At 33.6% G+C, this 23737-nt stretch carries 25 protein-coding genes; 17 read left to right on the plus strand and 8 right to left on the minus strand.

Annotated elements, in window-relative coordinates:
- Positions 1-225: 225 nt before the first annotated feature.
- Positions 226-813, minus strand: a complete 588-nt coding sequence (locus tag L0669_RS14495) for a DUF4142 domain-containing protein (protein WP_263758435.1) — start codon at positions 811-813, stop codon at positions 226-228.
- Positions 814-1084: 271 nt separating this feature from the next.
- On the opposite strand from L0669_RS14495, the gene L0669_RS14500 reads away from it, so the two are divergent.
- From L0669_RS14500 to L0669_RS14515, 4 genes are all read left to right on the plus strand, one after another.
- Positions 1085-1693 (plus strand): hypothetical protein, encoded by a 609-nt coding sequence (locus L0669_RS14500; RefSeq protein ID WP_263758436.1) that lies wholly within the window; start codon positions 1085-1087, stop codon positions 1691-1693.
- Positions 1690-1950, plus strand: coding sequence for a hypothetical protein (locus tag L0669_RS14505; protein ID WP_263758437.1), 261 nt, complete (start codon positions 1690-1692; stop codon positions 1948-1950). Before L0669_RS14500 ends, L0669_RS14505 begins: the two co-directional genes overlap by 4 nt.
- Before the next feature lie 81 nt (positions 1951-2031).
- Complete coding sequence (locus L0669_RS14510; RefSeq protein ID WP_263758438.1) at positions 2032-2907, plus strand: XAC2610-related protein; 876 nt, start codon at positions 2032-2034, stop codon at positions 2905-2907.
- A 343-nt stretch (positions 2908-3250) separates the two neighbouring features.
- A complete protein-coding gene (locus tag L0669_RS14515) occupies positions 3251-3568 on the plus strand; it encodes a hypothetical protein (RefSeq protein WP_263758439.1) in 318 nt (105 codons plus the stop codon).
- A gap of 97 nt (positions 3569-3665) precedes the next feature.
- Here the strand turns inward: L0669_RS14515 and L0669_RS14520 are convergent, their stop codons facing one another.
- Complete coding sequence (locus L0669_RS14520; RefSeq protein ID WP_263758441.1) at positions 3666-3899, minus strand: hypothetical protein; 234 nt, start codon at positions 3897-3899, stop codon at positions 3666-3668.
- 180 nt (positions 3900-4079) lie between these two features.
- Here L0669_RS14520 and L0669_RS23675 point away from each other — a divergent pair, with 180 nt between their 5' ends.
- The 6 genes from L0669_RS23675 to L0669_RS14545 all read left to right on the plus strand — a co-directional run bounded on the left by L0669_RS23675 (position 4080) and on the right by L0669_RS14545 (position 10557).
- Positions 4080-4208: a hypothetical protein gene (locus tag L0669_RS23675; RefSeq protein WP_302773188.1), complete on the plus strand. Its 129-nt coding sequence runs from the start codon at positions 4080-4082 to the stop codon at positions 4206-4208.
- Positions 4209-4385: 177 nt separating this feature from the next.
- Positions 4386-7922, plus strand: a complete 3537-nt coding sequence (locus tag L0669_RS14525) for a T9SS type A sorting domain-containing protein (protein WP_263758443.1) — start codon at positions 4386-4388, stop codon at positions 7920-7922.
- A 192-nt stretch (positions 7923-8114) separates the two neighbouring features.
- Complete coding sequence (locus L0669_RS14530) at positions 8115-8354, plus strand: DUF7218 family protein (protein WP_263758445.1); 240 nt, start codon at positions 8115-8117, stop codon at positions 8352-8354.
- A 111-nt stretch (positions 8355-8465) separates the two neighbouring features.
- Complete coding sequence (locus L0669_RS14535) at positions 8466-9551, plus strand: DNA topoisomerase IB (protein ID WP_263758447.1); 1086 nt, start codon at positions 8466-8468, stop codon at positions 9549-9551.
- Between the two features lie 108 nt (positions 9552-9659).
- Complete coding sequence (locus L0669_RS14540; RefSeq protein ID WP_083691381.1) at positions 9660-9821, plus strand: DUF1328 family protein; 162 nt, start codon at positions 9660-9662, stop codon at positions 9819-9821.
- Between the two features lie 88 nt (positions 9822-9909).
- The gene (locus tag L0669_RS14545) at positions 9910-10557 is read left to right on the plus strand and encodes a DUF5661 family protein (RefSeq protein WP_173971914.1); all 648 of its coding nucleotides are present in this window, start codon (positions 9910-9912) and stop codon (positions 10555-10557) included.
- A gap of 235 nt (positions 10558-10792) precedes the next feature.
- Here L0669_RS14545 and L0669_RS14550 read toward each other — a convergent pair whose 3' ends face one another.
- Both L0669_RS14550 and L0669_RS14555 read right to left on the minus strand, forming a co-directional pair.
- The gene (locus tag L0669_RS14550) at positions 10793-11311 is read right to left on the minus strand and encodes a hypothetical protein (RefSeq protein WP_263758449.1); all 519 of its coding nucleotides are present in this window, start codon (positions 11309-11311) and stop codon (positions 10793-10795) included.
- A gap of 180 nt (positions 11312-11491) precedes the next feature.
- On the minus strand, positions 11492-11803 hold the full coding sequence (locus L0669_RS14555; RefSeq protein WP_173971912.1) for a hypothetical protein: 312 nt from the start codon (positions 11801-11803) through the stop codon (positions 11492-11494).
- Positions 11804-11992: 189 nt separating this feature from the next.
- Here L0669_RS14555 and L0669_RS14560 point away from each other — a divergent pair, with 189 nt between their 5' ends.
- The 3 genes from L0669_RS14560 to L0669_RS14570 all read left to right on the plus strand — a co-directional run bounded on the left by L0669_RS14560 (position 11993) and on the right by L0669_RS14570 (position 14082).
- Positions 11993-12565 carry a YciE/YciF ferroxidase family protein gene (locus L0669_RS14560; protein WP_263758450.1) on the plus strand — a complete coding sequence of 191 codons (573 nt, stop codon included), beginning with the start codon at positions 11993-11995 and terminating at the stop codon, positions 12563-12565.
- A gap of 75 nt (positions 12566-12640) precedes the next feature.
- Positions 12641-13372, plus strand: coding sequence for a DNA-formamidopyrimidine glycosylase family protein (locus L0669_RS14565; RefSeq protein ID WP_263758453.1), 732 nt, complete (start codon positions 12641-12643; stop codon positions 13370-13372).
- Positions 13369-14082: a DUF72 domain-containing protein gene (locus tag L0669_RS14570; protein WP_263758455.1), complete on the plus strand. Its 714-nt coding sequence runs from the start codon at positions 13369-13371 to the stop codon at positions 14080-14082. Before L0669_RS14565 ends, L0669_RS14570 begins: the two co-directional genes overlap by 4 nt.
- A gap of 252 nt (positions 14083-14334) precedes the next feature.
- Here L0669_RS14570 and L0669_RS14575 read toward each other — a convergent pair whose 3' ends face one another.
- On the minus strand, positions 14335-14835 hold the full coding sequence (locus tag L0669_RS14575; RefSeq protein WP_263758457.1) for a pyridoxamine 5'-phosphate oxidase family protein: 501 nt from the start codon (positions 14833-14835) through the stop codon (positions 14335-14337).
- Positions 14836-15092: 257 nt separating this feature from the next.
- On the opposite strand from L0669_RS14575, the gene L0669_RS14580 reads away from it, so the two are divergent.
- Positions 15093-15524: a response regulator gene (locus L0669_RS14580; protein WP_173971907.1), complete on the plus strand. Its 432-nt coding sequence runs from the start codon at positions 15093-15095 to the stop codon at positions 15522-15524.
- Between the two features lie 7 nt (positions 15525-15531).
- Here the strand turns inward: L0669_RS14580 and L0669_RS14585 are convergent, their stop codons facing one another.
- Positions 15532-18735: a PAS domain S-box protein gene (locus tag L0669_RS14585; RefSeq protein WP_263758459.1), complete on the minus strand. Its 3204-nt coding sequence runs from the start codon at positions 18733-18735 to the stop codon at positions 15532-15534.
- Between the two features lie 228 nt (positions 18736-18963).
- Here L0669_RS14585 and L0669_RS14590 point away from each other — a divergent pair, with 228 nt between their 5' ends.
- Together L0669_RS14590 and L0669_RS14595 are read left to right on the plus strand one after the other, a co-directional pair.
- A complete protein-coding gene (locus L0669_RS14590; RefSeq protein ID WP_173971918.1) occupies positions 18964-19302 on the plus strand; it encodes a hypothetical protein in 339 nt (112 codons plus the stop codon).
- 464 nt (positions 19303-19766) lie between these two features.
- Positions 19767-20600: a hypothetical protein gene (locus L0669_RS14595; RefSeq protein ID WP_263758461.1), complete on the plus strand. Its 834-nt coding sequence runs from the start codon at positions 19767-19769 to the stop codon at positions 20598-20600.
- A gap of 230 nt (positions 20601-20830) precedes the next feature.
- Here the strand turns inward: L0669_RS14595 and L0669_RS14600 are convergent, their stop codons facing one another.
- Both L0669_RS14600 and L0669_RS14605 read right to left on the minus strand, forming a co-directional pair.
- Positions 20831-21094 (minus strand): SemiSWEET family sugar transporter, encoded by a 264-nt coding sequence (locus tag L0669_RS14600; protein WP_263758462.1) that lies wholly within the window; start codon positions 21092-21094, stop codon positions 20831-20833.
- A 190-nt stretch (positions 21095-21284) separates the two neighbouring features.
- The gene (locus L0669_RS14605; RefSeq protein ID WP_263758463.1) at positions 21285-22133 is read right to left on the minus strand and encodes an SDR family oxidoreductase; all 849 of its coding nucleotides are present in this window, start codon (positions 22131-22133) and stop codon (positions 21285-21287) included.
- A gap of 302 nt (positions 22134-22435) precedes the next feature.
- Here L0669_RS14605 and L0669_RS14610 point away from each other — a divergent pair, with 302 nt between their 5' ends.
- Positions 22436-23650, plus strand: a complete 1215-nt coding sequence (locus tag L0669_RS14610; protein WP_263758464.1) for a hybrid sensor histidine kinase/response regulator — start codon at positions 22436-22438, stop codon at positions 23648-23650.
- Positions 23651-23737 lie beyond the last annotated feature (87 nt).

The raw sequence follows: 23737 nt of genomic DNA on the forward strand, positions 1-23737 counted from the left end.
AGATTTATCGCGAAGTTTGGGGGCTTCGTGAAAATTGATAGATTTTAATCTATCTAATAAATGATTCGATTATAAATACACGCAACAAAAGACGCACTGCTGTGCGTCTCTACAAAAAAACCTTTGTCCCTTTGCAACTCTGAACCTTTGTACCTAAAAAAAAACAAACCCCTCAAGCAATTCAATTCTTGAGGGGTTTTTAAAATAAATAATAACCAATTAAATTTATTTTTTATCTAAATTTTGTTTTAGCAATTTCGCATGCTCTAAATGAGCGGTTAGCGGTGCTATATTATTCGATGCCCAAACTTTAACATCATTATCAGTAGCATCTTTTGATGCTTTTTGCAATTTGTCAATTGCTTTTTCATGACCATCGATCATCATGTCTACGAATTTTTTATCAAAATCAAGACCTGATTTTTCGTTTAATTTTTTATACTCTTCTTGTCCGTCTTCAGTTAAAGAAGTTGGTAGAGTAAAGTTTTTAGCTTTTGCCAAAGCGCTTACTTCAGATGCTGATTTAGTATGCTCGTCAACAAGCATTTTACCAAATTTTTTCACTTCAGCATTAGTACCTTTTTGTTGTGCTAATTTTCCAAGTTCAATCTCGGCTAAATTAATTTCTGCCTGATCCACTAAAAATTCAGAATCATCTTCTTTATTATTAAGAGTATCAAATTTTGCTTCGTTTGCATCTTCCGCTACTTCTTTAGGATCTTCTTGTTTGTTTTCATTTTTACAAGAGTTTAAAGATAAAATAAGTAATCCTGCTCCTAAAATTGCTGTTCCGGCTAAAAGTATTTTTTTCATGATTTAATCGTTTAAATGTTATAATGTAAAATTATTCAGATTGTGTCAAGAATGTCTTATAGTATTTTTGAATAATGTTATATGATTTGGATTTATGAAAGATTAATATGTAATACAAATAGTATTATATTAGCACGAGAAAATCGCTTTTTGAACCAATACTTATATAAGAATTATGATAAAACCATTACAATTGACTTTCCTTTTTGCGATAATTCTCTTTATGAGTTGTCAAAAAAAGATTAGCGATCTGGAATTTGAAAAAAATGTAATGACAGAAATTTTTCCAGATTTGATTGATTCTATTTGTTTTGATTACAGAACGGTACTTAATCCGCCTCCTATTTATGGATTACTTACTTATGATGAAAATGGTCATCGTATAAGAGTTGACTCAACAATGAGTATTGAAGAGCAAAAACAAAGAATGGCTAAGTGGGAACATAATCAAGAAGTAATCGAAAAAGATACGTCAAAATTAATTGTAGCATTCAATCCTAAAATAAAAAGTAATAATAAGGATTTAAAAGAATATTTAGGAGAGCATTTTAAAGTTACGGAAGTTTTTAATCCAAAAATAGAAGGAGATTCTACCTATACTATAGATTTTAAAAATATACCACTTAAAGGAAAATTTGAAATTAGAGACATGTCTGAGTTTCCAAAAGACCGACGTGAGTTTTGGAGAAAAAAGTATGATTTTGTTTTTTCGGGTGCAGTTTATTTTACAGGAATCCAATTTGATAAAGAAAGAAAATTTGGAGTCTTAGACGGTGGTTTTTCTTGTGGCAGACTATGCGGAATTGGCGTGAGGATTTATATCAAAAAAGTAAATGAAAAATGGATAATTGATAAAATTGATAATACTTCTGTTTCATGATAGTACTAAAAAAAATCATAGGTTTATTAGTTATTTTTATCGGAGGGATATTATTCATGGGGACATACGGAACTTTGTTACAAGCAGTGATAAACTATATAAAAGCATCGACGAATAAAGATTTGGGGTATTTAATAGCTTACGTAGGAATAGTTATTTTTCTCACTATAGTCATAATATATATGATAAGATTTGGTCTGAAATTAATAAAACCACAAGCTGCTTCGGAAGATTCTATTGATGATATTGGATTTTGAAATAACTTAGAATAAAAAGTATTAAGCTTAAAGAATACTAAAACACCAACAAACAAAATTTAAACGATCTCAAACTCTACAATGCAACAGAAAATTTTAATAGCATTACTTTTTTTAGCTTCAATTCAATTAACGGCACAAACAACTTATACAGGATTTATAGATAAGTATTCGATAGAATTTATTACAGATCTTAATTTAGAGGGATCCGCAGATGCCATTTATGCGTATTCTAATTATGATACTCCTATCGGGATAAGCGGAAGTCTAAATAATAAAGTCCTGACTTTTTATGAAAAAGATAAAACGGGCAAGAATACAGCTAAAATGACTTTTGAAAATTTTAATGCGAAAAGCAAAAAGTTAGAAGGAATATGGACAGACTTAAATACAAAGAAAGAGCTTAATATTACTTTATCGAAAACATTTGAAATTGAATGGGGAGATAATGTGGAATGGAAAAATAAAGAAATTTTACAGCGTGTTTCTTTAAAAGGTAAATACTTTAAGTTAATTGTTTCAAAACAAAAAGGTGATTTTTATGCAAAAGTAACGGGAGTTAAAATTCTGGAGAAAAAAACTGATAAGTTACTTCAGCAAATTGATTTAGAATGCCAACTTTTGGGATTGAATAATATAAGCGTTGACGATTATAATTTTGACGGAATTGATGATTTTTCTGTTTTTGAAGGGGGTACTGCGGGGCCTAATACTACAAGTTTGTATTTTTTGTATAATCCAAAGAGCGGCAAATATTTTGAAAGCGGCTTTAGTGGTACTTCATTAGAGTTTGATAGTAAAACGAAAAGAATTAGCGAACACAATCAATGTTGTGCAGGATCAAGCCAGATAAATGCAGAATATAAAGTGGTAAATAATAAGATGGTTTTAATAAAGCAAACCTGTCTTAAATTAGATATTAAAACTGGAGTTTTGAAAAAGGTAAAATGTGATTAAGTTTTTATGACGTTGCGTTTGATTTTGGAATGAATTTATATGATTACAATCTCCAACCGCCGCGAGCATTTTGATCGTGAGCATAATTCTATTAAGTGCTGAAAATGCTTACATATTTACATTCACATTATTTCTAAACATAAATGTTGCAAACCTGTTGCTCTGAAAGAGCTTCAGCAATAGCATGGTGCGAAGCGCTATGAATGAAAGACAATTGTTGTTTTAGCCCTGTAAGGGCGAAAGCCTTATGATAATGAATTTATAAAGATTATATCAAAAGTTTTGGTCAATATTATATATTTATAAAAAATAACTAAATATCTAATAACCAAAATAGCCATGAATGATTAATATAGATTTTAAGAAAGAGAAGGGTAAAATCGATGAAATTATAAATAAAGCCTTAGCCGATTATCAAAATGAAATAGATCTGATTAGTATTGATGACTGGACTTTAAAGTCTAAAGAATTATTTATAGAGAGATCATATAGTGTTTATAGTTCTCAAAGCACGCAATTCATTAATACTAGTTTTCCTGATATTAGTAGCCTTGTTGATAGCAATGCCAGATTAATATTATATCTGTATGCATCAGAAAGAGATTTTGAGTTTGACTTGATTAAAAAACTATTAGTTGCAAAAATTAAAAGAACCAGATAAGATTTAAATATTTCTGCGTATTAAAGAGAAATTAATAAAAAAGCCTCGATTTTTAAATCAAGGCTTTTTCTTTTTTATTAAAATCTAATAACAAATGCTACTCTACATCCAAATAAGGATTTAAAATTTCGGCTAATTCGTTGAGCCAATAAAAGCTGTTTTCTAATTTGATTGTTTCTTGTTGAAGGGTTTCGTCGTTTCTGATAATTCCTAACGCCAGGATATAATTTGCCTGCCTTAAGGCTTTGGCCATATCATCTGGGTTAATGGTGGTGTTAAAGAAATTCAGTAGCCTGGTTTCGGCTTCTTTCGAAAGGGGGTTTGTACTCATAATGTGAAGATTTAAGAATAAAAACCCTCATGCTTTAGCAGTCTTACGCTTCTTCACGGCGTCAAAGTCCTTTCGGAACTTTACTACATGGCATAAGGGCAATTTTATTTTGTTCTTAATGTGAAGATTTAAGAACCACAAATATAATAAAAACCACTTCTCTTTTATAATAACTTTCTTATGAAACCAAATCTCCTAGCCCTGATGGGAGCGGCATCCTTTTATGGTGGTCCCGAAGTCTCGGGACACCATAAAAGATATAGCGGACAGCAGGAATTAGCTCCTGAAAAATCTAATGCTATTTATTAATAGTAGCAAGAATTACAAGGTTTATGATGACAATTGTGAATTGCATTTTATGGCAAAAAATAAATGGTTATCTAAAACTGTTGAGTTTTTAATATCTTTTAATGATAATTGATATTAATTTACTAAGTTCGTGGAGAAATTTAACAAATAAAATCCGGACTAAAACTTCAGTAGCTTATGAAAAAAAAATTACTCTTCTTCTTATTTATTACCGCAACTTTATCTGCTCAAAATGGTTATCAGGAACATGTTGTAATCGATAAGTCTTTTGGTTCTCAAAATCCACAGGCAGTTGCTACGGCAGATATTAATGGTGATGGTTTTTTGGATATCGTTACCGTGGCAGGCGATGAAATTGTTTGGTATAAAAACCTAAACGGATCAGGTGATTTTAGCAAACCTATAACAATTGCAGATGCTTCGGGCGGAAGAATCGATGTTTTGGATGTTAATAAAGACGGATTTCAGGATGTAGTTTTTACAGGAAAATGGTCTACCCAGGCAAATGGTGTTTACTGGATAAAAAATACCGACGGGCAGGGAACCTTTAGCAGTCCGGTTTTACTTTATGCGAACGATTTTATTAGTGATACGGGTTTAAGTACTTATCAAATCATAGATATTGATAATGACAATGATCAGGATATTCTTATTAGGACTGCAAATAATTACTCGAGTAGTTGGCTAAATTGTTTAAAAAATGATGGAGCGGGTAATTTTACGCGAACCGTTCTTATTACCGATTTTTTAAGCTTTTCGGCAATAGATATTAACGGAGATAAATTGCCGGATCTGGTGATTAGATATACCAATCAGTTAAAAACGTTTGTACAACAAAGCGACGGTACTTTTCTTTCACTAGGTATGATAACTAATGTCTCGATGGAGTATAAACTTGTAGGAGAGGATATTGATAATGACGGCGATCAGGATATTGTTTTTGTATATGATAACGGAGGTTCGATAGCAGTAAGATGGTACGAAAACAAGGATAGTAAGGGAACATTTAGTGCGGCTAAGTCTTTAGTAAGTTTACCAACTTTTACAGGAGTTTTTAATGCTGAGTTTTATAGAATTTTAGTAACAGATTTTGATGCAGACGGCAAAAAAGATATTCTGTTTTATTATACCAAAGCAAATAAATTTAGTTGGTATAAGAACAACGGAGCAGGGTCGTTTGGGGCTGAACAAATTATAAAATCGAGTCCGTCCCGCTTTAATAGTTTTGCAGCTGGTGACATGAACAATGATGGCAGTAAAGATTTGGTTACCATATTAAACGGAGATATTATTTTGTTTAAAAATACAGATGGTAAAGGTACTTTTGGACCAGAGAAAAAGGTTTCAAAATATGCTTATGGAATCCAAAACACAGTTAGTGGAGATCTTGATGGTGATGGGGATATTGATATTGTATCGACATCTAATGACAATAAAATTGCGTGGTATAAAAACACAAACGGTTTAGGGGATTTTTCAGGGGATCAGTTGATTATTTCGACTGAGATGACCGGACCAAGGGAACTTTTTGTGATGGACATTGATAATGATGGTGATTTAGATGTAGTGGCGACTAATCTAGTATACGGTTCTCCTAATATTGCTTCCATTTTTTGGTTTGAAAATGATGGAGCCGGAAATTTTTCGAAACAACGACTTATTGCTTCAGGTACTGATGCGAAATACATACTTTTTACTGATGTTAATAAAGATGGCAATATTGATGTGATTGCTACTTTAAGCAGAGACAAAGTATATTTAATTAAAAATTTAGGAAAAGGGGTTTTTGCAGAAAAAATAGCATTGCCATATAACAGCACATCTGATATTTATAATTGTTTTATAAACGACTTTAATCAGGATGGAAATATTGATTATGCTGTAGTGAATTATGGAAAAATCTTTTGGTATGAAAATGACGGATCCGGAAATTTCACCATAGAACATGTGAAGGATATTACTAAAGAAAAGGTATACGTTATTTATATGGCTGATTTAGATAATGATAATGATCTTGATTTTGTGTATCGTGATAGTGACAGAAATGTGGGCTGGTATGAGAACTTAGACGGAAAAGGTAATTATGCAGCTGGCAAAATTTTATTTACAAGTGCAAAAGCAATTGCTACAATGTCTTTATACGATGCCGACAATGATGGAGATCTTGATATTGTATACAATATGATGACTGAAACGGCAACAACATGGAATGAAAATTTAGGTGGCGGAAAAATAGGACCTGCCAAAGTTTTATCAAGTACTGCTATGAATTTAACTTATGGAATAGCGGCGGATTTAAATGCAGACGGACGTCTGGATAAAATTTCATCTGACTACAATGAAGATAAAATTGCCTGGTATGAAAACCTGGGACCTTTTAAAAACACAATACGCGGAACAGTTCGTTTAGACGTTGATAATAATGGCTGTGATAGTAATGATCTAAAAGCTCCATTATTGTTGGTTTCGACATCAAACGGAACCAATACATTCTCAACATTTACAAAACAGGACGGAACGTATGATTTTATTGCAGATCTTAATACTTATACCACTTCGGTAGTATCATCTGTAAAAGAGTATCCTGCAACACCGGCCAAAGTGGTCTCGACATTTACGGCCAAAAATCAAAATGAAGTTGTCGATTTTTGTTTAGTACCGAGTTCATTATTTGAAGATTTAGAAGTTAGAATGTATCCGTACGGAGAAGCAAGACCAGGATTTCAGTCAAAATATAAAATTCATATTACCAATAATGGTACAAAAGTGAATAGTGGTTTAATATCGTTAAAATTTGACGATTCGAAATTGGAATTTGTTTCTTCAGGTGATCAGATCGATTCGAAAACGTCTAATACAATTCAGTTTGCTTATAAAGATTTGAAAGCATTTGAAACAAAAACGATTGATGTAACCTTTAAAGTTTTTACAATTCCTACTACAACTTTAGGAGATAAACTATCTTTTAATCTTGCTGTGCCTGTTCCTGCAGATACTAAACCTATTGACAATGAATATGTTTTAAAGCAAATTGTTGTAGGCTCATATGATCCAAATGATATTCGAGTATTAGAAGGAGAAGAAGTTTTGATAGACAACGCCGATGAATATCTGCATTATATTATTCGTTTTCAGAATAAAGGAAATTCGTATGCACAAAGAGTTAGAGTTTCAAATCTTTTAGATGATAAACTGGACTGGAAAACTCTTAAAATAGAAAGTTATAGTCATAATAATACCGTAACAATAAAAGACGGCAAAGAAGCTGATTTTACTTTTGATGCAATATATTTGCCTAGTGCGATGGCAAACGAAGAAGCGTCAAACGGATATATTGCCTATAAAATCAAACCAAAATCAAATGTTTCATTAGGAGATATTTTTAATAATAATGCCGCGATTTTCTTTGATTATAATCCTGATATAAAAACAAATACAGTAAGTACCAAAATTGTAGACAAGCAATTGGGGACTAATGATTTTATAATCGAAAGTATTATTGGATATCCAAACCCAACAAAAGGGGTGTTTACCGTTCAGTCAAAAGAAAATGCAATACAAAAAATGGTAGTGCGTAATACTTTAGGACAGAATGTTTTAAATTCTAAACAAAGTAATAGTGTTGATTTATCATCTTTAATAAACGGAATTTATTTTATAACCATAACAGACAACAACGACAGAAGTACTACAATAAAAGTGGTTAAAAACTAAACTGTAACTGATTTTAATATTTAAAAATATCCCATTTGCTACGGCGAATGGGATTTTTTTATGGGTATAAATGAGCTCTCATAGAGTTAATTATGAAAATAAATCGAAGAATTATATAACAGAGAATTCCTGCTTTTTGAAGAATTTTGATATAAGATATTTCTAAGTCATTAACCTTAAAATTTTTCAGTCATGCCAGATGCAAGAATTCAAAACGAAAAACAATACCAAGCACTTTTAGAAATAGGCTATAGCAAAGAAAAAGCAGCTCGTATTGCCAATACTCCGGATGCAGGTGAAAAGGGCGGGAGAGCAAAGCCTTATGATGAGTGGACAAAAGCAGAGCTGTATCAGCAAGCGATAAAAGTGGGGATTCCGGGACGTTCGTATATGAGCAAAAAGAATCTTGTTAAAGCTTTGCGAAATAATTAAAATTATACAAAAAAATATATAAACGCCACAGAGGAGGGATGAACAGAATATATCGGAAAAAAAATCTTTTTTAATCTTTATTCTGTGGCAATATAAATAAACCAAACGACGATGAATGCAGCTGCCAAAACCGAAAAATTAATGAATCAATTGATTAAGACGCCTCATTTGGTGATCGAAAAATTAGATTTAGTTTACATTAATAATCAAAGGCTGCCTATAGAACGATGCGAAGGTGAGGATGGTTTTATTTATAAAAAAAATGGCCGTTGCATTAAGCAAAAAAGCGAATTGAAACGCTTTAGCAGTCTGGTACTTCCGCCGGCATGGGTAAATGTTCAGATTTCGGATTTGCCAAACGGACATTTGCAAGCAGTGGGTTTGGATATTAAAAATCGAAAACAATACCGATATCATCCGAAATGGAATTTGATTCGGAACCAAACCAAGTTTTATAAAATAGCCGAGTTTGGAACGAAATTGCCTTTGATTCGCAAGCAAGTCGACGAAGATTTAGAAAAGAAAGAATGGTCGAAAGAAAAAGTAGTCGCGCTCGTGATTCGATTAATGGAGGAAACGCATATTAGGATCGGGAATGAGAAATACGCCAAAGACAATAAATCATATGGACTTTCGACTTTAAGAAAACGCCATATCAATATTAATAAAAATTCGCTTCGATTTGAATTTACCGGAAAAAAAGGAGTGCAGCATACGATTACGACAAGAAACAAGAAATTGATAAAATTGGTAAGTCGTTGCGAGGAAATTCCGGGTTGGGAAGTTTTTAAATATTATGATAAAAACGGCGAACGAAAAGTGCTGGACAGTCACATGGTCAACGAATACTTGCATGAAATTTCAGGAGAATATTTTAGTGCCAAAGATTTTAGAACCTGGGCCGCATCGATTGTATTTTTTGAAACGTTGATGGAAATAGGGACAACAACCGATGAAAAGGAAATTAAAAAGAACATTTTATCTGCCTTTGACACCACTGCCGAAGCTTTAGGGAATACCAGAAATGTTTGCAAAAACTATTACGTTCATCCTTTATTGGTTTCGACTTACGAAGACGGTTCGATTCAGTACTATTTTGATCGGGCCAAAAAATGCCGAAGCAATAAAGAACATTTTTCGCACAGCGAAATTGCGTTTTCGGAATTAATACAAAACTATCAGGTCAATTTACTGTAAATCAGATTGATCGTGCTAAAAATATATTGTTTAGAGTTAATACATCTCTTTAAAAAGTATGAAATTTGAGTAACAAACAAAATCATTATTAACTAAAATCACAAGCTTATGTTACGTTATACAGTCATTTTTATTATTCTTGCTATCATAGCCGGAATATTTGGTTTTGGTGGAATTGCCGCCGGAGCTGCAAGTATCGCTAAAGTTTTATTCTTCATATTTTTAGTCTTATTCGTTATATCTCTAATTAGCGGAAGAAAAAGTATTTAGTCAGCAAATAAAATAACAATTTAAAAAACGACACATATATCTCGGTAAATGTGTCGTTTGCATTTTCAAAAAAAATAAAAAAAGAATTATGGGAACTAAAAGCGGCGCATATCAGGATGTCTACATCAAAAGAGAGGATGAGATGGTAAGCTTAAAGAACGATGTAACGGATTTCTGCGAAAAATATATTAAACCTGTTCATCCTAAAAATTGGGATTGGTCGACACGCGATTTCGAAAATCCGGACAATGATCCTACGGTTGCCGAAGCAAGAGCAATAGGAAATGTTGTTTTTAAGGATTTAAATGATAAAAAAGAGACAGATGTGGATTTGTCTACAATGAATAATGTAGAGTCGATTAAGGCATATTTAAATCCAAAAAGCAAATATGAAGCTTTTAATATGGAAGAATTTGCTTTTGCTTTGAAAGTTGAACTTGAACACGGTAAAATTAAAGATGTGAATGTAACCAATAATCATCCGTTTTTGACGGCCATGATTGCATTGGCGCATATGACCGAAAGTTTGACTTACTACAAAAGACTAAAAGTAATGGAAGCCGAAGGAGAAATTTACGAAATCATGCGCAAAATTGATAAAGTGACTACCGGAAAAGAAAAATTACTCGAAGATCTTATAAAAGCCGAAGAAGAATTGAAAGAGGCAAGGGCAGGACTTGCAGAACGCCTGGAAAAAATGGACGATATTCCGGTTTTGGAGATTATTGGGGATTAGTTTTTTTTGAGGGGCAAAGGTTCAGAGGTTCAAAGGTTCAGAGCTTTTTTTAAGGGGCAGAGTTGCAGAGGTACAAAGGAACAGAGGTTTCTAATTGGACAGAATAAATAATACAAAAGGAAAGGTTCAGAGAAGTTAAATACAAAGTATATCACTTTGATTCTTAACTTCTTTGAACCTTTGTTACTAAAAAAAAACTTTGTTCCTTTGAGCCTCTGAGCCTTTGCCCCTTTGATCAAAATTTTCTAGGATCATTATCCGGATATTCTACATCATTTTCTTCCTGAACATCATCTTCGATATATTCGCTTTCTTCTTCCTCTTCGTTGTCATCGATATCTTCTAGAACATCTTCGGTTTCATTAAAATCTTCATTTTCTCTTTCTAAAGAAGCGTCAGACGGATTGTCTAATTCGTCGTTTACATCGTCGATATTATTTCCGTTTTGATCCAGTTCTTCTTCATACAAATCATCCGTATTAGAGTTGAGGTCGTTTTCGCTATGAAAATCATCCGTGAGATCATCTTCGTCATCTGTAAGTTCGTCAGGATTAGGATTGTCGGGATTATGGCCGTTTCTAACCGTGTAACCACGTTCGGCAATTTCTCGATTATCAGTATCGCTTTCTTTCATATCGTCGATATCATACAATTCTTCGTTCATAAGAGTATTTTTATCGGCTGTATTTTGATTCTGATTTCCGGGAAATCTATTTCCCTTAATCGTGCTGTTTTTTTGATCTGTAGTATTCATGACATTTCGTTTTAATATTACTATATACAAATCTAATCACGATATACACGGATTGTATTATAGAATTATAAAATGTAATTGTATAATTAACAGATGGTTATGTTTGGTGCTGAATTGCTTCCAAAAAAAAAGACCATTACCCGGTAATAGTCTTTTTTGCTTTTCTGATCTCTGTGATCATTAGTTATCGTTTCTTTCTAAATCGTCGTCATCAAAATGATCTTCGTCTTCGATATGTTCTACTTCGTCAAGATCATCAGCATCGATAATTTCAAATTCTTCATCCGGCGTGTTTGCGATATAGTCATCTTCATTTACCACCTGTTCTTCGTTTGGGATATTTTCGTTTCTGATGATATTATCTTTTTTCAAAAGTTTATCAATAGCATTATCGATCAATATTGCCGTATCGATGTCCAGATGTCCTCTTTGATATTTTTGTTGAAAGTAAAGTTCAGCTTCCTGATAAGTAAGATCTATATGAGTTTCCATTGTATGTTTTTTTTAAAATTGTGATACTACAAAGCTATTCCTTCAGCCAAAAAAATATCTTACAGAATTCTACAATCAAGTTGTATAATATGCAGGTGTTTAGAATACAACTTTACTAAATAATGATATAACTTGTCTGATAATCAAGGTGGTAATTTTATCAAATATTAATTAACAAAAATTATTACCATGAAAACTACAAATAGTAAAAAAGAGACGGCTTCGAAACCAGAAGCGAAAAAAGGAGTTACAAAAGCAAAGTCAGATGCAGCATCGGGATTGACAGAATTGTTTGAAGACGGATTAAAAGACATTTACTGGGCAGAAAAGGCTTTGACTAAGGCAATACCTCTAATGACCAAAAATGCGACGTCAGCGGACCTAATAGAGGCTTTAAATAGTCACTTGACCGAAACGGAAGAACATGTAACAAGATTAGAGCAGGTTTTTAAACTAATTGGACAAAAAGCTTCTGCCAAAAAATGCGATGCAATGGCAGGCTTAATCGAAGAGGGAAAAGGGATTATTGAAGAAACTGAAGTTGGGGTTGTTCGTGATGCTGGAATTATTGCAGCAGCACAAAAAATAGAACATTACGAAATTGCCACTTACGGTACTTTACGACAATTTGCAGAAACACTTGGTTTAACCGAAGCAGCGGGTATTCTAGAACTTACGTTAGATGAAGAAAAAGGAGCCGATAAAAAACTTACAGAGGTTGCAGTAAATGCTGTAAATCTTGAAGCTGCAGAAGCAGATTAAGACAAACAAACCATAATGCTTAAAAAGTGCAGCTTTACGTTGCACTTTTTTTAGTTTAATTTTAAAATAGAGATCATGCCAGAAGGACCATCCATAAGAATTTTAAAAGAAGAAGCGCAGCAATTTGCTGGCCAAAAAATAATCGAGGTTTCCGGAAATAGTGCTATTGATATCGAGCGGCTTCAGGGCAAAACTATTTTGAGTTTTAAAACCTGGGGAAAACACTTTTTAATTTGTTTTGATGATTTTACCGTAAAAATTCATTTGCTCATGTTTGGAACTTATCGAATAAACGAACAAAAAGAAACCAAGCCCAGATTAAGCATGATTTTTTCTAATGGAGAACTTAACTTTTATACTTGCTCCGTTAAAATTCTCGAAGGAGATATTAATCAGTATTATGATTTTAGTGAAGATGTAATGAACGAAAAATGGGATCCGAAAAAAGCAAAACAAAGCCTGGATAAAATTCCGGACGAAATGATTTGCGATGCCATTTTAGATCAGAACATTTTTTCGGGAGTAGGGAACATTATCAAAAATGAAGTTTTGTACCGATGCAAAATTCACCCCGAATCTTTGGTAGGTAAAATTCCACCCAAAGATCTAAAGAAAATTATAAACGAATGTTCCGTTTACAGTTTTGAATTTCTGGATTGGAAGAAAAATAATGAGCTTAAAAAACATTGGCTGGCTTACACCAAAAAAGTTTGCCTTCGTTGTGATCTTCCCATGCACAAAAAGAAAACAGGGAAGAGAAGCCGAAGAAGTTTTTTTTGTACCAACTGTCAAAAACTACACAGATGAAAAATCAGGTTTTAATTGGCTGTTCAAGCTTCAATAATCGGTTTTGGAAGGGAATTTTCTATCCTGACAACTTGTCATCTTCTAGGTGGTTTGAGTTTTATTGCCAGTACTTTAGCACGTATGAGTTCAACGGAAGCTTTTATAAGTTTCCGACCGTTCGAATTTTTGAAAACTGGTATAAAAAAACGCCTGAAAATTTTATTTTTTCGGTAAAAGCGCCAAAAGAAATCACCCATCTCAAGAAATTTAATGACTGCGAAGACCGAATAAAAGAGTTTTACGAAGTGTGCGAAACGGGTTTAAAAGAGAAATTAGGCTGTATTTTGTTTCAGTTTCCGCCCAGTTATCAATTTAGCGTAGAAAAACTCGATCAAATCATTCGAAACTTAGATTTAAAGTTTAAAAATGTAATCGAATTTCGCCACGAAAGTTGGTGGAATGAAGAAGTATGGAATGCTTTTAAAATACATAATATTACGTTCTGCAGCGTCAGTCATCCGCAATTACCAAGCACTATTTTTACCGATTTCCCCCTAATTTTCATCAGACTTCACGGAAAACCCAAGATGTTTTACTCCAGTTATTCACCTGAAGAATTACTTGATATAAAGAACGCAATAGTTTTAAAATCAGCGTTTGTGTATTTTAATAACACCGCAAGCGAAGCCGGAATTTTGAATGCTTTAGCGTTAAAACATATGTTGGAATGATAGGTTTACGATTTAACCGCAAAGAGCGCAAGGATTTACGCAAAGTTCACAAAGTTTTTTAGCCACAGATTAAAAGATTAAAAGGATTTTAAAATCTGTATAATCATTTAATCTGTGGCTATTTTTTTTTACTCGAAGTTAACTTTGCAGTAAAAAAAACAAAGCCCGCCAAGAAATAAATCCTGGCGAGCTTTGCGTAAATCTTAGCTCCCGTTAGCTATCGGGATTACGGTTATTAAACCCAAAAAAAAACTATAATTTCAAATTACCTTCAATACCGTCATCCATGGTTTTCCCGGTTACAAAAGCAGTAGCCATTTTAGCAATAGCGACCATTTTTCCGTTTTTATTATTCCAGTAGTAACCATCTTCCGGAACTACTTTTATAACGCTTAAATTAGGATCGTCTTCGCCTTCAGGCATCCAAACCTTTACAATTGGATCATATAATTCTTTGATTGTCTCTCTGTCATACGAGATAGTAGCTGTTCCGTGTAAGGTTAGGAATTTATCGTGTGGTTCAGAGAAAAACAATTCTACCTGAGGATTAAGGCTAATCTCGGCGTTATGGCTGCTGTTTCTATCGGATAAAAACCAAAGCTGTCCCAAATCATCTATTTTTTGTACCGACATTGGTCTCGATTGCAGTCTGTATTCGTTATAAGTACAAAACATACACGTTTTTATGTTTTCTGCCAGATCTTTTATTTTATCTACGGCAAATTCGTTCGTAAGGTCTTTATGATCTCCCATGACTTTATTTTTTTATAAATTATTAAATATTTTTTCAATTAAAGTTCTCATTTACTGAGTGCTATAATCTTTGTTTTGATTTAAAACTTTATAATTGTAAAGTTGCTGATTTTATGTTTTTTGGGCTTACACAATTAGATTTAAAAATTATGAGATTTCAATTATTAATATTTTAGAGGTTGATATAAAACAGAGCGATTTATCTATAAATTTGGTTATCTTTGATAAACATTTGTACCCAATTTACAAAATACCATATGACTGATTTTACTATATTTTATACTGATGATGATGAGGACGATTTGAGCATTTTTACCGATGCAGTAGAATCATTACCTAAAAAAATACAGCTTCAGACATACTCCGGAGGCGAAAAATTGCTAAATGCAATCTACAATCCGCCACCAACTCCACATGTAGTTTTTTTAGATTTAAATATGCCGGGTAAAAACGGATTTGACGTTCTTACTGAACTTAGAAATTCCGAACTTAAAAATGATATTCCAGTCATTATTTTCTCGACTTCAAACGAACCAAGTATCATCGAAAGATGTCGTAAGTTAGGCGCTAATTACTTCATTACAAAGCCTGTTTTGATGAAAGATATTGTAAAATCTATCGAACACGCACTCGAAATCGATTGGAAAAAGTTCAATGCAACTGATAAAAATTTTGTGTATAAATCATAGTGAAGTGCTATAATTCCGGAATGTAAATATCAAAAGTGGCGCCATGACCTTTTTCGCCACTTGCCGTAATAATTCCCTTGTGGTTTTCTACAATCTTTTTTACAATGGCAAGCCCAATTCCGGTTCCTGCAAACTCACTTTCTGTATTAAGACGTTTAAAAACCTCAAAAATACGCTCCTTATATTCGGCTTCAAAACCAATTCCGTTATCCGAAATCGTAAGATGGTAATACATCTTTTCAGGATAGTTTACGTCGTATTTAATGTCTTTTCCTTTGATGATTTCTGCTCTAATTTCAACAATTGGTGCAACATTACTTTTAGAGAATTTCAAAGCATTTCCGATCAAATTATGCAGCAATTGTCTAAACTGAAACGGAATAATAGTAGCTTCGCCCAAAGGCTCAAAAATAACCTGCGCATTCTTTTCTTCGATACGATCAGAGAAATCGCTTATTATTTCCTCGGCAATATCGTCCAAGTTCGTTTTTACAAAGATTCTTTCAGCAGAGTTTGTTCTCGAATATTCTAAAAGATCCTGAATTAAAGTCTGCATTCTTTTGGCTGCAACCTCAATTCGGCTGAGGTAAGTTTTGGCTTTCGCCGAAATATTCTGATCGTCCAAATCAGACAATCGACTGGCAAAAGTCTGAATTTTTCTTAATGGTTCCTGCAAATCGTGGCTTGATATATAAGCAAAAGACTGCAACTCAATATTCATATTGATTAAGTCTTTGTTTTTAAGTTCAAGTTGCGCTGTACGTTCCTGAACCTCTTTTTCGAGCTTAGAAGTAAAATCTTTTTGGTCTTGAATATCCGTACTCGTACCTACCCACATCTGGATCTTTCCCTGCTCATCTTTTTGAGCAATTGCACGGCTTAATTGCCATCTGTATTCGCCATCATAACGACGAAAACGATGCTGCAATATAAAATCATTTCCGGTTTTTATCGCCTCCATCCAGGTATTTACATTGGCTTCGCGATCTTCAGGATGTACAATTTGCAGCCATCCTTTTTTCTCTATTTCATCAACAGGAATTCCCGAATAAGTATAAACAGATTGATTAAAATAATTAAGATTACCCAGCGCATCGCTTGTCCAGATATGCTGTGGCATAGAATCGGCAAGGAGTCTGAATTTTTCTTCACTTTTAATCAAAGTTTGCTGGCTGTTTTTTTCATCGGTAATATCCATGATCGTTCCCAGCATTTTTACGGGATTTTTATCTTCGTCAAAAAATATCTTACCGTGCGCTTTTATCCAGCTTATAGAATGATCAGGTTTCACCACGCGGGCTTCGTATTTGTAAATGCTGGTTCTAAGAGCCACTTTATAAGCTTCTTCCAGAATAGGTTTATCATCAGGATGAATCTGATTCCGAATTTCCGGTCGCGTTATTTTTACCGATTTATCATGTCCAAAAATAGGCCCTAGATTTTCTGAGTATATTAATTCCTGCGTGGCAATATTTACATCCCAGGTGGCAATTTCGGCAATTTCTACGGCTAATCTGGCACGTTCTTCAGCATCTTCGACCTTTTTACGGGCTTCTACTTTTGAGGTTACATCATTTACCGTAACCATAACTCCCGAAGCTTCGCCCTCCTTTTCAAGCAACGGAGTGTATTGATAATCAAGATAAAACTTTTTAAGCTTTCCTTTAATATCTACGTAAGCTACCGCTTCGTTTTCGCGAACGATTTTCTTATTCAAGATCACCTGATCCAGTAATTCTGGATATTTTTGTTCTAATAACTCGGGGAATACCTCAATTATAGGTTTTCCGATGGTTTCTTTCTTTTTTTTCTGCCAAATGTCTTTCATCATGGCATTATTCGCCATTTCGATAATATGATCTTTTCCTCTAAAAATAGCCATCGCAATAGGAGAATCCATTACCAGATTACGAAAAGCCTTTTCGCTTTGCTTTAAAAGATAACGCGCTTTTACTGCTTTCGTAACTTCGTGACTGACAATAATAACTCCCGAAATATCATTTTCTTCGCGTAACGGATGAAAAACAAGATTAAAATAACAAACTTCCTGTTTGCCATAACGGTTTAAAGTAACCTCCAATTCATCAGTATAATAAGGGATTCCGTCCCCATAAACTTTTGAAAGCAAAGGATAAACAGTATCCTTAGCCTCCGGAACAGTTGCAAAAATAGGTTTGTCCAGAATTTCTTCTTCTGTTTTATCCACAATCTGAAGATAAGTAAGATTCGCCATTTCGATCACCAGATCAGCGCCTTTAAGAATAGCAATTCCAAGCGGAAGCTGTTTTACTGTATTTCTAAATCGTTTTTCGCTTTCCTCAACAGCTGTTCTGGCAATTACCTGTATCGTAACATCATTTGCAATAGCCACAATTCCTGAAATAGTTCCGTCTGATTCTTTTAGCGCCTCGTATACTACATTAATAAAAGTATTTACAATCTTGCCTTTTCGGGTTAATTTAACCGGAAGTTCATAGGCTGTAAAACGCTCTCCAGTGTTATAAACATTAAGTAAAACATCTTCTAAACCCTGACCAGTAACTTCCGGCAAGGCTTCAAAAACGGGTTTATTGATGACTTCTTCGATTTTTCGTTCCCAAATTTCGAGCATCAGCTCATTTGCGATTTCTACCACATAATCTTTTCCCCTAAAAATGCACATGGCATTCGGGGTTTGCAAAATGTTATTAAGATAACGTTCGTTGCTGTTTTCTAAGTCTTTACGAATTTTTACTTTATTGGTCGTTTCGTTGCAAATCACCAAAACGCCATTTATTTTTCCTTCATCATTATTTACCGGACTATAGCTAAACGTCCAGTAAACATCCTCCATTTTTCCGTTTCTGTATATTGGTAAAAGCTGATCTTCATGCCAAGTCGCTTCGCCTTCAGTAAGAACCTGATCGATCAATGGTTTTATAAAATCCCAGATTTCAGGCCAGTATTCGGCGCCTTTTTGTCCTAATATTGCAGGATGTTTCCCGTCATTCCCAAGACTTGGGCGATAAGCATCATTATAGAAACAAATATGCTCCGGTCCCCAAAATAAGAACATCGGAAATTTTGAATTTAAAAGTATTCCTAAAGTCGTGCGCAAACTCTGCGGCCATGAATCAACAGGACCAATAGAAGATTTGCTCCAGTCTTTAGCACGTGTGAGCGCGCCCATTTCGCCTCCGTTGGCAAGAAAATCGTGATTCTTAGTACTCATTAAAGTCATTTTTGTTTCTGCTTAAAACAAGAAAGTATTAGTTATAAATGTAATATTTTCTAAAATTGGTTTTTATAGAATTGTTAAAATTAGTGAATTAATTATTGATTTCTTTTTTGATTTTTTGAATGAGGCAATTTTTAAATCTATTGAGTTAATTTTATTTGTGATCAATCATGAAATTTGAAGTAACAATAGATTTGAAAAAAATCTGAATACAATAAAGTCATGAAAAAAGAGCAAAAACACGAAACCGATTATATCAAAAAATATCAGGACGAAGGTTATACTTCTAATTTTTTATTCGAAGGAGGAACCTTATTAGACTCTGCAACAAAATATGCTTATCAGCCAAATGAAATTTTTATTGTAGCACATCACCGTTACGAAGGAATGAGTGACCCTGATGATATGTCTATCTTGTATATAATTGAAACAAAAGATCAGATAAAAGGAACCCATTTAATAGGTTACGGCCCAACGGCTGACCTTGAAGAAGCCGAATTTTTTAAAGATATTCCAAAGGCAAATTACTCTAAAAATGCCGATATCAATGAACTTACATAACGAAAAATAGATTAGTATTTTTTATTTTGCTGGGGAGCAGTTGTTCCGGATTTATCCGGGGCATCTGCTTTTTTCTTTTTGTAAGGTGCTGAGTTGCTAAGTTTCTAAGGTTCTAAGTTTTTGAATTGGATTATCATAATCTCGAACAATTCCAACAAAAATGGGAAGTAAAGACGCAAAGTTTTTACTCTTTACTCTTTATTCTTTATTCTTTATTCTTTATTCTTTGCGCCTCTGCGCGATTATAGTATCGATTTAATAAAATCTTTGCGCCTTAATGCCTTAGTGGCAAAAAAATCTTCGTATTAAAAAGTCCTTATAATAATTATGAAATATCTGACTGAAATTGTATAAAGATTTGATTAACAATATTTCTGAAATTTGAATTATCAGAAAAAGATAAAACCAAAGATTTGTTTTGTACGTAAATAAGTACGAACCAGTTTATTTAAAATCTAACCATTATGAAAAAACTTTACTTAAATACAGGAGGATTCAATGCTATTTTTAATGATCTTAACGATAGTTTTAATGCTGAAATGATTACCAATAATAATAACGAATACAATTTGACCATTAAATCAAAATGGGCAAAAGGAACTATTACAGGCGTTTGTTTTGAAAATAAAATGTCTCACATGCATTTTGACCTTGTATTTAATGAAGATGTATCCTTAAGCGTAGAAGCTTTTGAGTCTGCTCCGATACTTTTTGCATATTGCGAAAACGGAAGTGTATCTCACAGTTTTGGCGCAAATGGCGAGAAAAAAAGCATTAAAAAGAATCAAACCGGAATTTTAAGTAACACGTCAGTTATCAATAGTGTTTTGTATTTTGAAAGTCATAAACACATTCAGTTTTCTTTAATCGGAATGCCAACAACGGTAGCAGCAGACGATCAGAATTTTGAAATGATTGCTATGCTAAAGAAACGATTCATGAACGAATCCGGAAATTATATTTATACAGGATCAGACAGTTTAAAAATCATTCAGAAATGGCAGGAGTTGAAAACGCTTCCGCAACAAGGAATTGTGAGAAACCTGCTTAAAAAACTAATTCTGAAAGAAATTGTCGAGATGGAGATAGCCCAACATAGTTATAACTACATGAATACGTTTGATCCGATAGTCAATTTAGCAACAAGACAAATTAACGAGATTAAAAGAATCTCACACATGAATATTTCTGAAGTAATTAATGCTGCAGGATTAGCCAGCAGACACTATCTGCCACGTATTTTTAAAGAAAAATACCATTTATCATATAAGCCATACAATCAAAAATTAGCTAGCTAATAAGCATCACATATACTACTTCTATTACGAAAAAAACAGCTTTTACGGGCTGTTTTTTTATGGGATGTCGTTAAGGATTGCGCTTAAATTAGCCCGCGGATGATACGGATTCGCTTCGCGAAAACGCGGATTTACACGGATTTTTCATGATGAACTTAAAAAAAACTTTGCGCCTTTGCATCTTTGCGAGATTAAAAAACTCAGCAAATTAGAGACTTAACAACTCCGTACTAGTTCTCCTTCTCGTAATAAATAATAAAATATACCATGATCAAATTCAGACATAAAGACACGCTATTGGTGATGATTATCGGTAAATCATTTTTTAAAATACCATAAATAATCCACACCAAAATACCGAAAGTCAGGATACTAAAGGTTTTTAGGGATATTTGTTTCACCTTTTTCGTTTTCCAAACTTTCACAATCTGCGGAATTACTGATATCGTAACACAGGTTCCGGCGAAGAGTCCGATAATATCAATAAAGTTCATTTCTTTAAGTTTCTAAGTTACTAAGTTACTGAGGGACTAAGTTTTTTTTAATTTCAGAATTCTTATAAGGGAGCAAAGTTGTCTTTTTAAGTGCATGAATCTATTCAAGATTAAGCTTACTAACTTAGAACCTAAGAACCTAAGAATCTTAGCAACTTAGTATCTCAGAACCTTAGCACCTTAAAAAAAATCACCCCCCAATCATTTCACCGCCATTAATATGTATAAATTGTCCTGAAATATAACTACTGTCTTCGCAGGCCAGGAACACATAAGCAGGGGCAACTTCTGAGGGCTGACCGGCTCTTTCCATCGGATTATCTTTTCCAAAATCAGATAAGTCATCAAAAGTCGCCACGATTAAAGGAGTCCAAATTGGGCCTGGAGCAACACCATTTACCCTTATTTTTCTCTTGGCCAGCATGGTAGACAATGATCTGGTAAAACTCACAATGGCACCTTTTGTACTGGCGTAATCGGCGAGATGTTCACTGCCACGATACGCTGTGACGGAACTTGTATTGATAATGGTATCGCTTTCTTGTAAAAAAGGCAACGCTGCTTTTGTAATATAGAAATAAGGATAAATATTGGTTTCGAATGTTTTATGAAGTTGCGAGGCGGTTATATCTGCCAGTTCGGTTTGCGGAAATTGTATAGCGGCATTATTTACCACAATATTTATTTTTTTAAAGAAAGTATGGCATTTCTTTACGGCACTTTTACAAAATTTTTCGTCCTTTAAATCTCCGCTAATCAGCAGGCATTCACGACCTTCTTTTTCAATTAATGCTTTAGTGTCTTTGGCATCTTTGTCTTCTTTTAGGTAAACAATGGCAATGTTGGCGCCTTCTCTCGCAAAATGTACGGCAACACTTCGGCCAATGCCGCTGTCGCCACCGGTTATAAATGCAACTTTACCTAAAAGTTTTCCGCTTCCAACATAGTTTTCTCTCATAATTTCCGGTTCCGGATACATGAGATGTTCGTTGCCGGGAAGATTCTGTTTTTGTTCGGGAAATGTCTTAGTCTTTTTCATAACATTTAATTTTAATCATTTAATCTGATACTAAAATAGTTATTGAATTCCGTTTATATTAACCGAATGAAATTTAAGATTATCGCTATAAAAATCAGTTATAGAATTTCAATGCTCAACATGGGAATTATGTAACGAATTAAATTTTCAATAAAAGACCAGTCTCCTTTTTTTTTATAAATTTGAAGGTTTGACTGACGTTATCTAAAAGTAGGATCAGCTATTTTTAAGGACGTTTTTCGAAATTATTTCAAACCAAAAACAAATTTTTAATTCATAGAACTTTACTCCCCCAATACAGTATGGTATTAATCGTAGACGATATAAAGGCCAATATTATTGCCTTAAAGAAAACATTAGAACTACATGATATTGATGTGGATACTGCCGAGTCTGGCGAAGAAGCGCTGAAGAAAATTTTAAAAACAGACTACTGTCTCATCATCATGGATGTTCAGATGCCCGGACTTGACGGATTTGAAGTGGTAAAAATTCTCTCGGGCAATAAAAGAACCAAAGACATTCCCGTTATTTTTCTATCAGCATTAAATATCGAAAAGAAATACATCTTTAAAGGATATGAAACCGGTGCCGTAGAATACATTACAAAACCTGTAGACAGTGATTTGCTAATGCTAAAAGTCAAGACTTTCCTGAAGCTTTACGAGCAGCAAAGAGAATTAAAAGGGATCAAAGAATTACTTTCTAAAGAAATAATAATAAGAAAAGAAGCTCAGGATAATCTCGAAATTAAAATCGCAGAAAGAACCAAAGAACTGGTTTTGAAAAACGAAGAATTAGAGATGAAAAATCACGAACTACAACAATTTTCCTGGGTAGTTTCGCACGATTTAAATGAACCCATCAGAAAGATCCAGATCTTTATAAAAATCATCAAGGAACTTTATCTGGCCGATGATGCAAAAGCAGTTGATTATGTAAATCGTACGATAAAATCGGCTGAAAGAATGCAAACTTTAATTACCGATTTATTAGCTTATTCAAGATTATCATCTCAGGTAAAACCCGAAGTAACAGATCTTAATGTGGTTTTGCAGGAAGTTTTATCTGATTTTGATTATTTGATCGAAAGAAAAAATGCGACTATAAAATCGAACGAACTTCCTACTATAGATAGTATTCCGAGTCAGTTGAGACAGGTTTTTCAGAATTTGATAGGTAATGCTTTAAAATTCTCCGGAAATTCCCAACATCCATTAATCGAAATTACTTCAGAATTAATTTCAAACAAATCATTTGAAAGTCCAACTTCCCCGGAAGGGAAATTTTGCAGAATTACAGTAAAAGACAACGGAATTGGTTTTGATGAAATTTATCTCGACAGGATATTTATTATTTTCCAAAGCTTAAACGATCGTCAATCATACGAAGGAACCGGAATTGGATTGGCCATCGCTAAAAAAATCATCGAAAAACATAACGGATTAATTACCGCAAAAAGTCAGGTGGGACAGGGCGCAAGCTTTATTATTATCCTGCCTTTAAAATACGAATAAATAAAAATATTGATTAGGTACAAGTTTGAACCTGAAAAAAAGAAAACCAAAGAAACCAAAAACCAAAAACAAAAAATAAGAAACAAA

Origin of the sequence: Flavobacterium bizetiae, from assembly GCF_024271895.1 — a bacterium.
GTDB lineage: Bacteria > Bacteroidota > Bacteroidia > Flavobacteriales > Flavobacteriaceae > Flavobacterium > Flavobacterium bizetiae.

What these genes read in the sequence shown, in the direction of transcription:
- L0669_RS14495 (WP_263758435.1), bottom strand. Translation starts at nt 813, where the DNA reads ATGAAAAAAATACTTTTAGCCGGAACAGCAATTTTAGGAGCAGGATTA.
- L0669_RS14500 (WP_263758436.1), top strand. Translation starts at nt 1,085, where the DNA reads ATGACAGAAATTTTTCCAGATTTGATTGATTCTATTTGTTTTGATTAC.
- L0669_RS14505 (WP_263758437.1), top strand. Translation starts at nt 1,690, where the DNA reads ATGATAGTACTAAAAAAAATCATAGGTTTATTAGTTATTTTTATCGGA.
- L0669_RS14510 (WP_263758438.1), top strand. Translation starts at nt 2,032, where the DNA reads ATGCAACAGAAAATTTTAATAGCATTACTTTTTTTAGCTTCAATTCAA.
- L0669_RS14515 (WP_263758439.1), top strand. Translation starts at nt 3,251, where the DNA reads ATGATTAATATAGATTTTAAGAAAGAGAAGGGTAAAATCGATGAAATT.
- L0669_RS14520 (WP_263758441.1), bottom strand. Translation starts at nt 3,899, where the DNA reads ATGAGTACAAACCCCCTTTCGAAAGAAGCCGAAACCAGGCTACTGAAT.
- L0669_RS23675 (WP_302773188.1), top strand. Translation starts at nt 4,080, where the DNA reads ATGAAACCAAATCTCCTAGCCCTGATGGGAGCGGCATCCTTTTATGGT.
- L0669_RS14525 (WP_263758443.1), top strand. Translation starts at nt 4,386, where the DNA reads ATGAAAAAAAAATTACTCTTCTTCTTATTTATTACCGCAACTTTATCT.
- L0669_RS14530 (WP_263758445.1), top strand. Translation starts at nt 8,115, where the DNA reads ATGCCAGATGCAAGAATTCAAAACGAAAAACAATACCAAGCACTTTTA.
- L0669_RS14535 (WP_263758447.1), top strand. Translation starts at nt 8,466, where the DNA reads ATGAATGCAGCTGCCAAAACCGAAAAATTAATGAATCAATTGATTAAG.
- L0669_RS14540 (WP_083691381.1), top strand. Translation starts at nt 9,660, where the DNA reads ATGTTACGTTATACAGTCATTTTTATTATTCTTGCTATCATAGCCGGA.
- L0669_RS14545 (WP_173971914.1), top strand. Translation starts at nt 9,910, where the DNA reads ATGGGAACTAAAAGCGGCGCATATCAGGATGTCTACATCAAAAGAGAG.
- L0669_RS14550 (WP_263758449.1), bottom strand. Translation starts at nt 11,311, where the DNA reads ATGAATACTACAGATCAAAAAAACAGCACGATTAAGGGAAATAGATTT.
- L0669_RS14555 (WP_173971912.1), bottom strand. Translation starts at nt 11,803, where the DNA reads ATGGAAACTCATATAGATCTTACTTATCAGGAAGCTGAACTTTACTTT.
- L0669_RS14560 (WP_263758450.1), top strand. Translation starts at nt 11,993, where the DNA reads ATGAAAACTACAAATAGTAAAAAAGAGACGGCTTCGAAACCAGAAGCG.
- L0669_RS14565 (WP_263758453.1), top strand. Translation starts at nt 12,641, where the DNA reads ATGCCAGAAGGACCATCCATAAGAATTTTAAAAGAAGAAGCGCAGCAA.
- L0669_RS14570 (WP_263758455.1), top strand. Translation starts at nt 13,369, where the DNA reads ATGAAAAATCAGGTTTTAATTGGCTGTTCAAGCTTCAATAATCGGTTT.
- L0669_RS14575 (WP_263758457.1), bottom strand. Translation starts at nt 14,835, where the DNA reads ATGGGAGATCATAAAGACCTTACGAACGAATTTGCCGTAGATAAAATA.
- L0669_RS14580 (WP_173971907.1), top strand. Translation starts at nt 15,093, where the DNA reads ATGACTGATTTTACTATATTTTATACTGATGATGATGAGGACGATTTG.
- L0669_RS14585 (WP_263758459.1), bottom strand. Translation starts at nt 18,735, where the DNA reads ATGAGTACTAAGAATCACGATTTTCTTGCCAACGGAGGCGAAATGGGC.
- L0669_RS14590 (WP_173971918.1), top strand. Translation starts at nt 18,964, where the DNA reads ATGAAAAAAGAGCAAAAACACGAAACCGATTATATCAAAAAATATCAG.
- L0669_RS14595 (WP_263758461.1), top strand. Translation starts at nt 19,767, where the DNA reads ATGAAAAAACTTTACTTAAATACAGGAGGATTCAATGCTATTTTTAAT.
- L0669_RS14600 (WP_263758462.1), bottom strand. Translation starts at nt 21,094, where the DNA reads ATGAACTTTATTGATATTATCGGACTCTTCGCCGGAACCTGTGTTACG.
- L0669_RS14605 (WP_263758463.1), bottom strand. Translation starts at nt 22,133, where the DNA reads ATGAAAAAGACTAAGACATTTCCCGAACAAAAACAGAATCTTCCCGGC.
- L0669_RS14610 (WP_263758464.1), top strand. Translation starts at nt 22,436, where the DNA reads ATGGTATTAATCGTAGACGATATAAAGGCCAATATTATTGCCTTAAAG.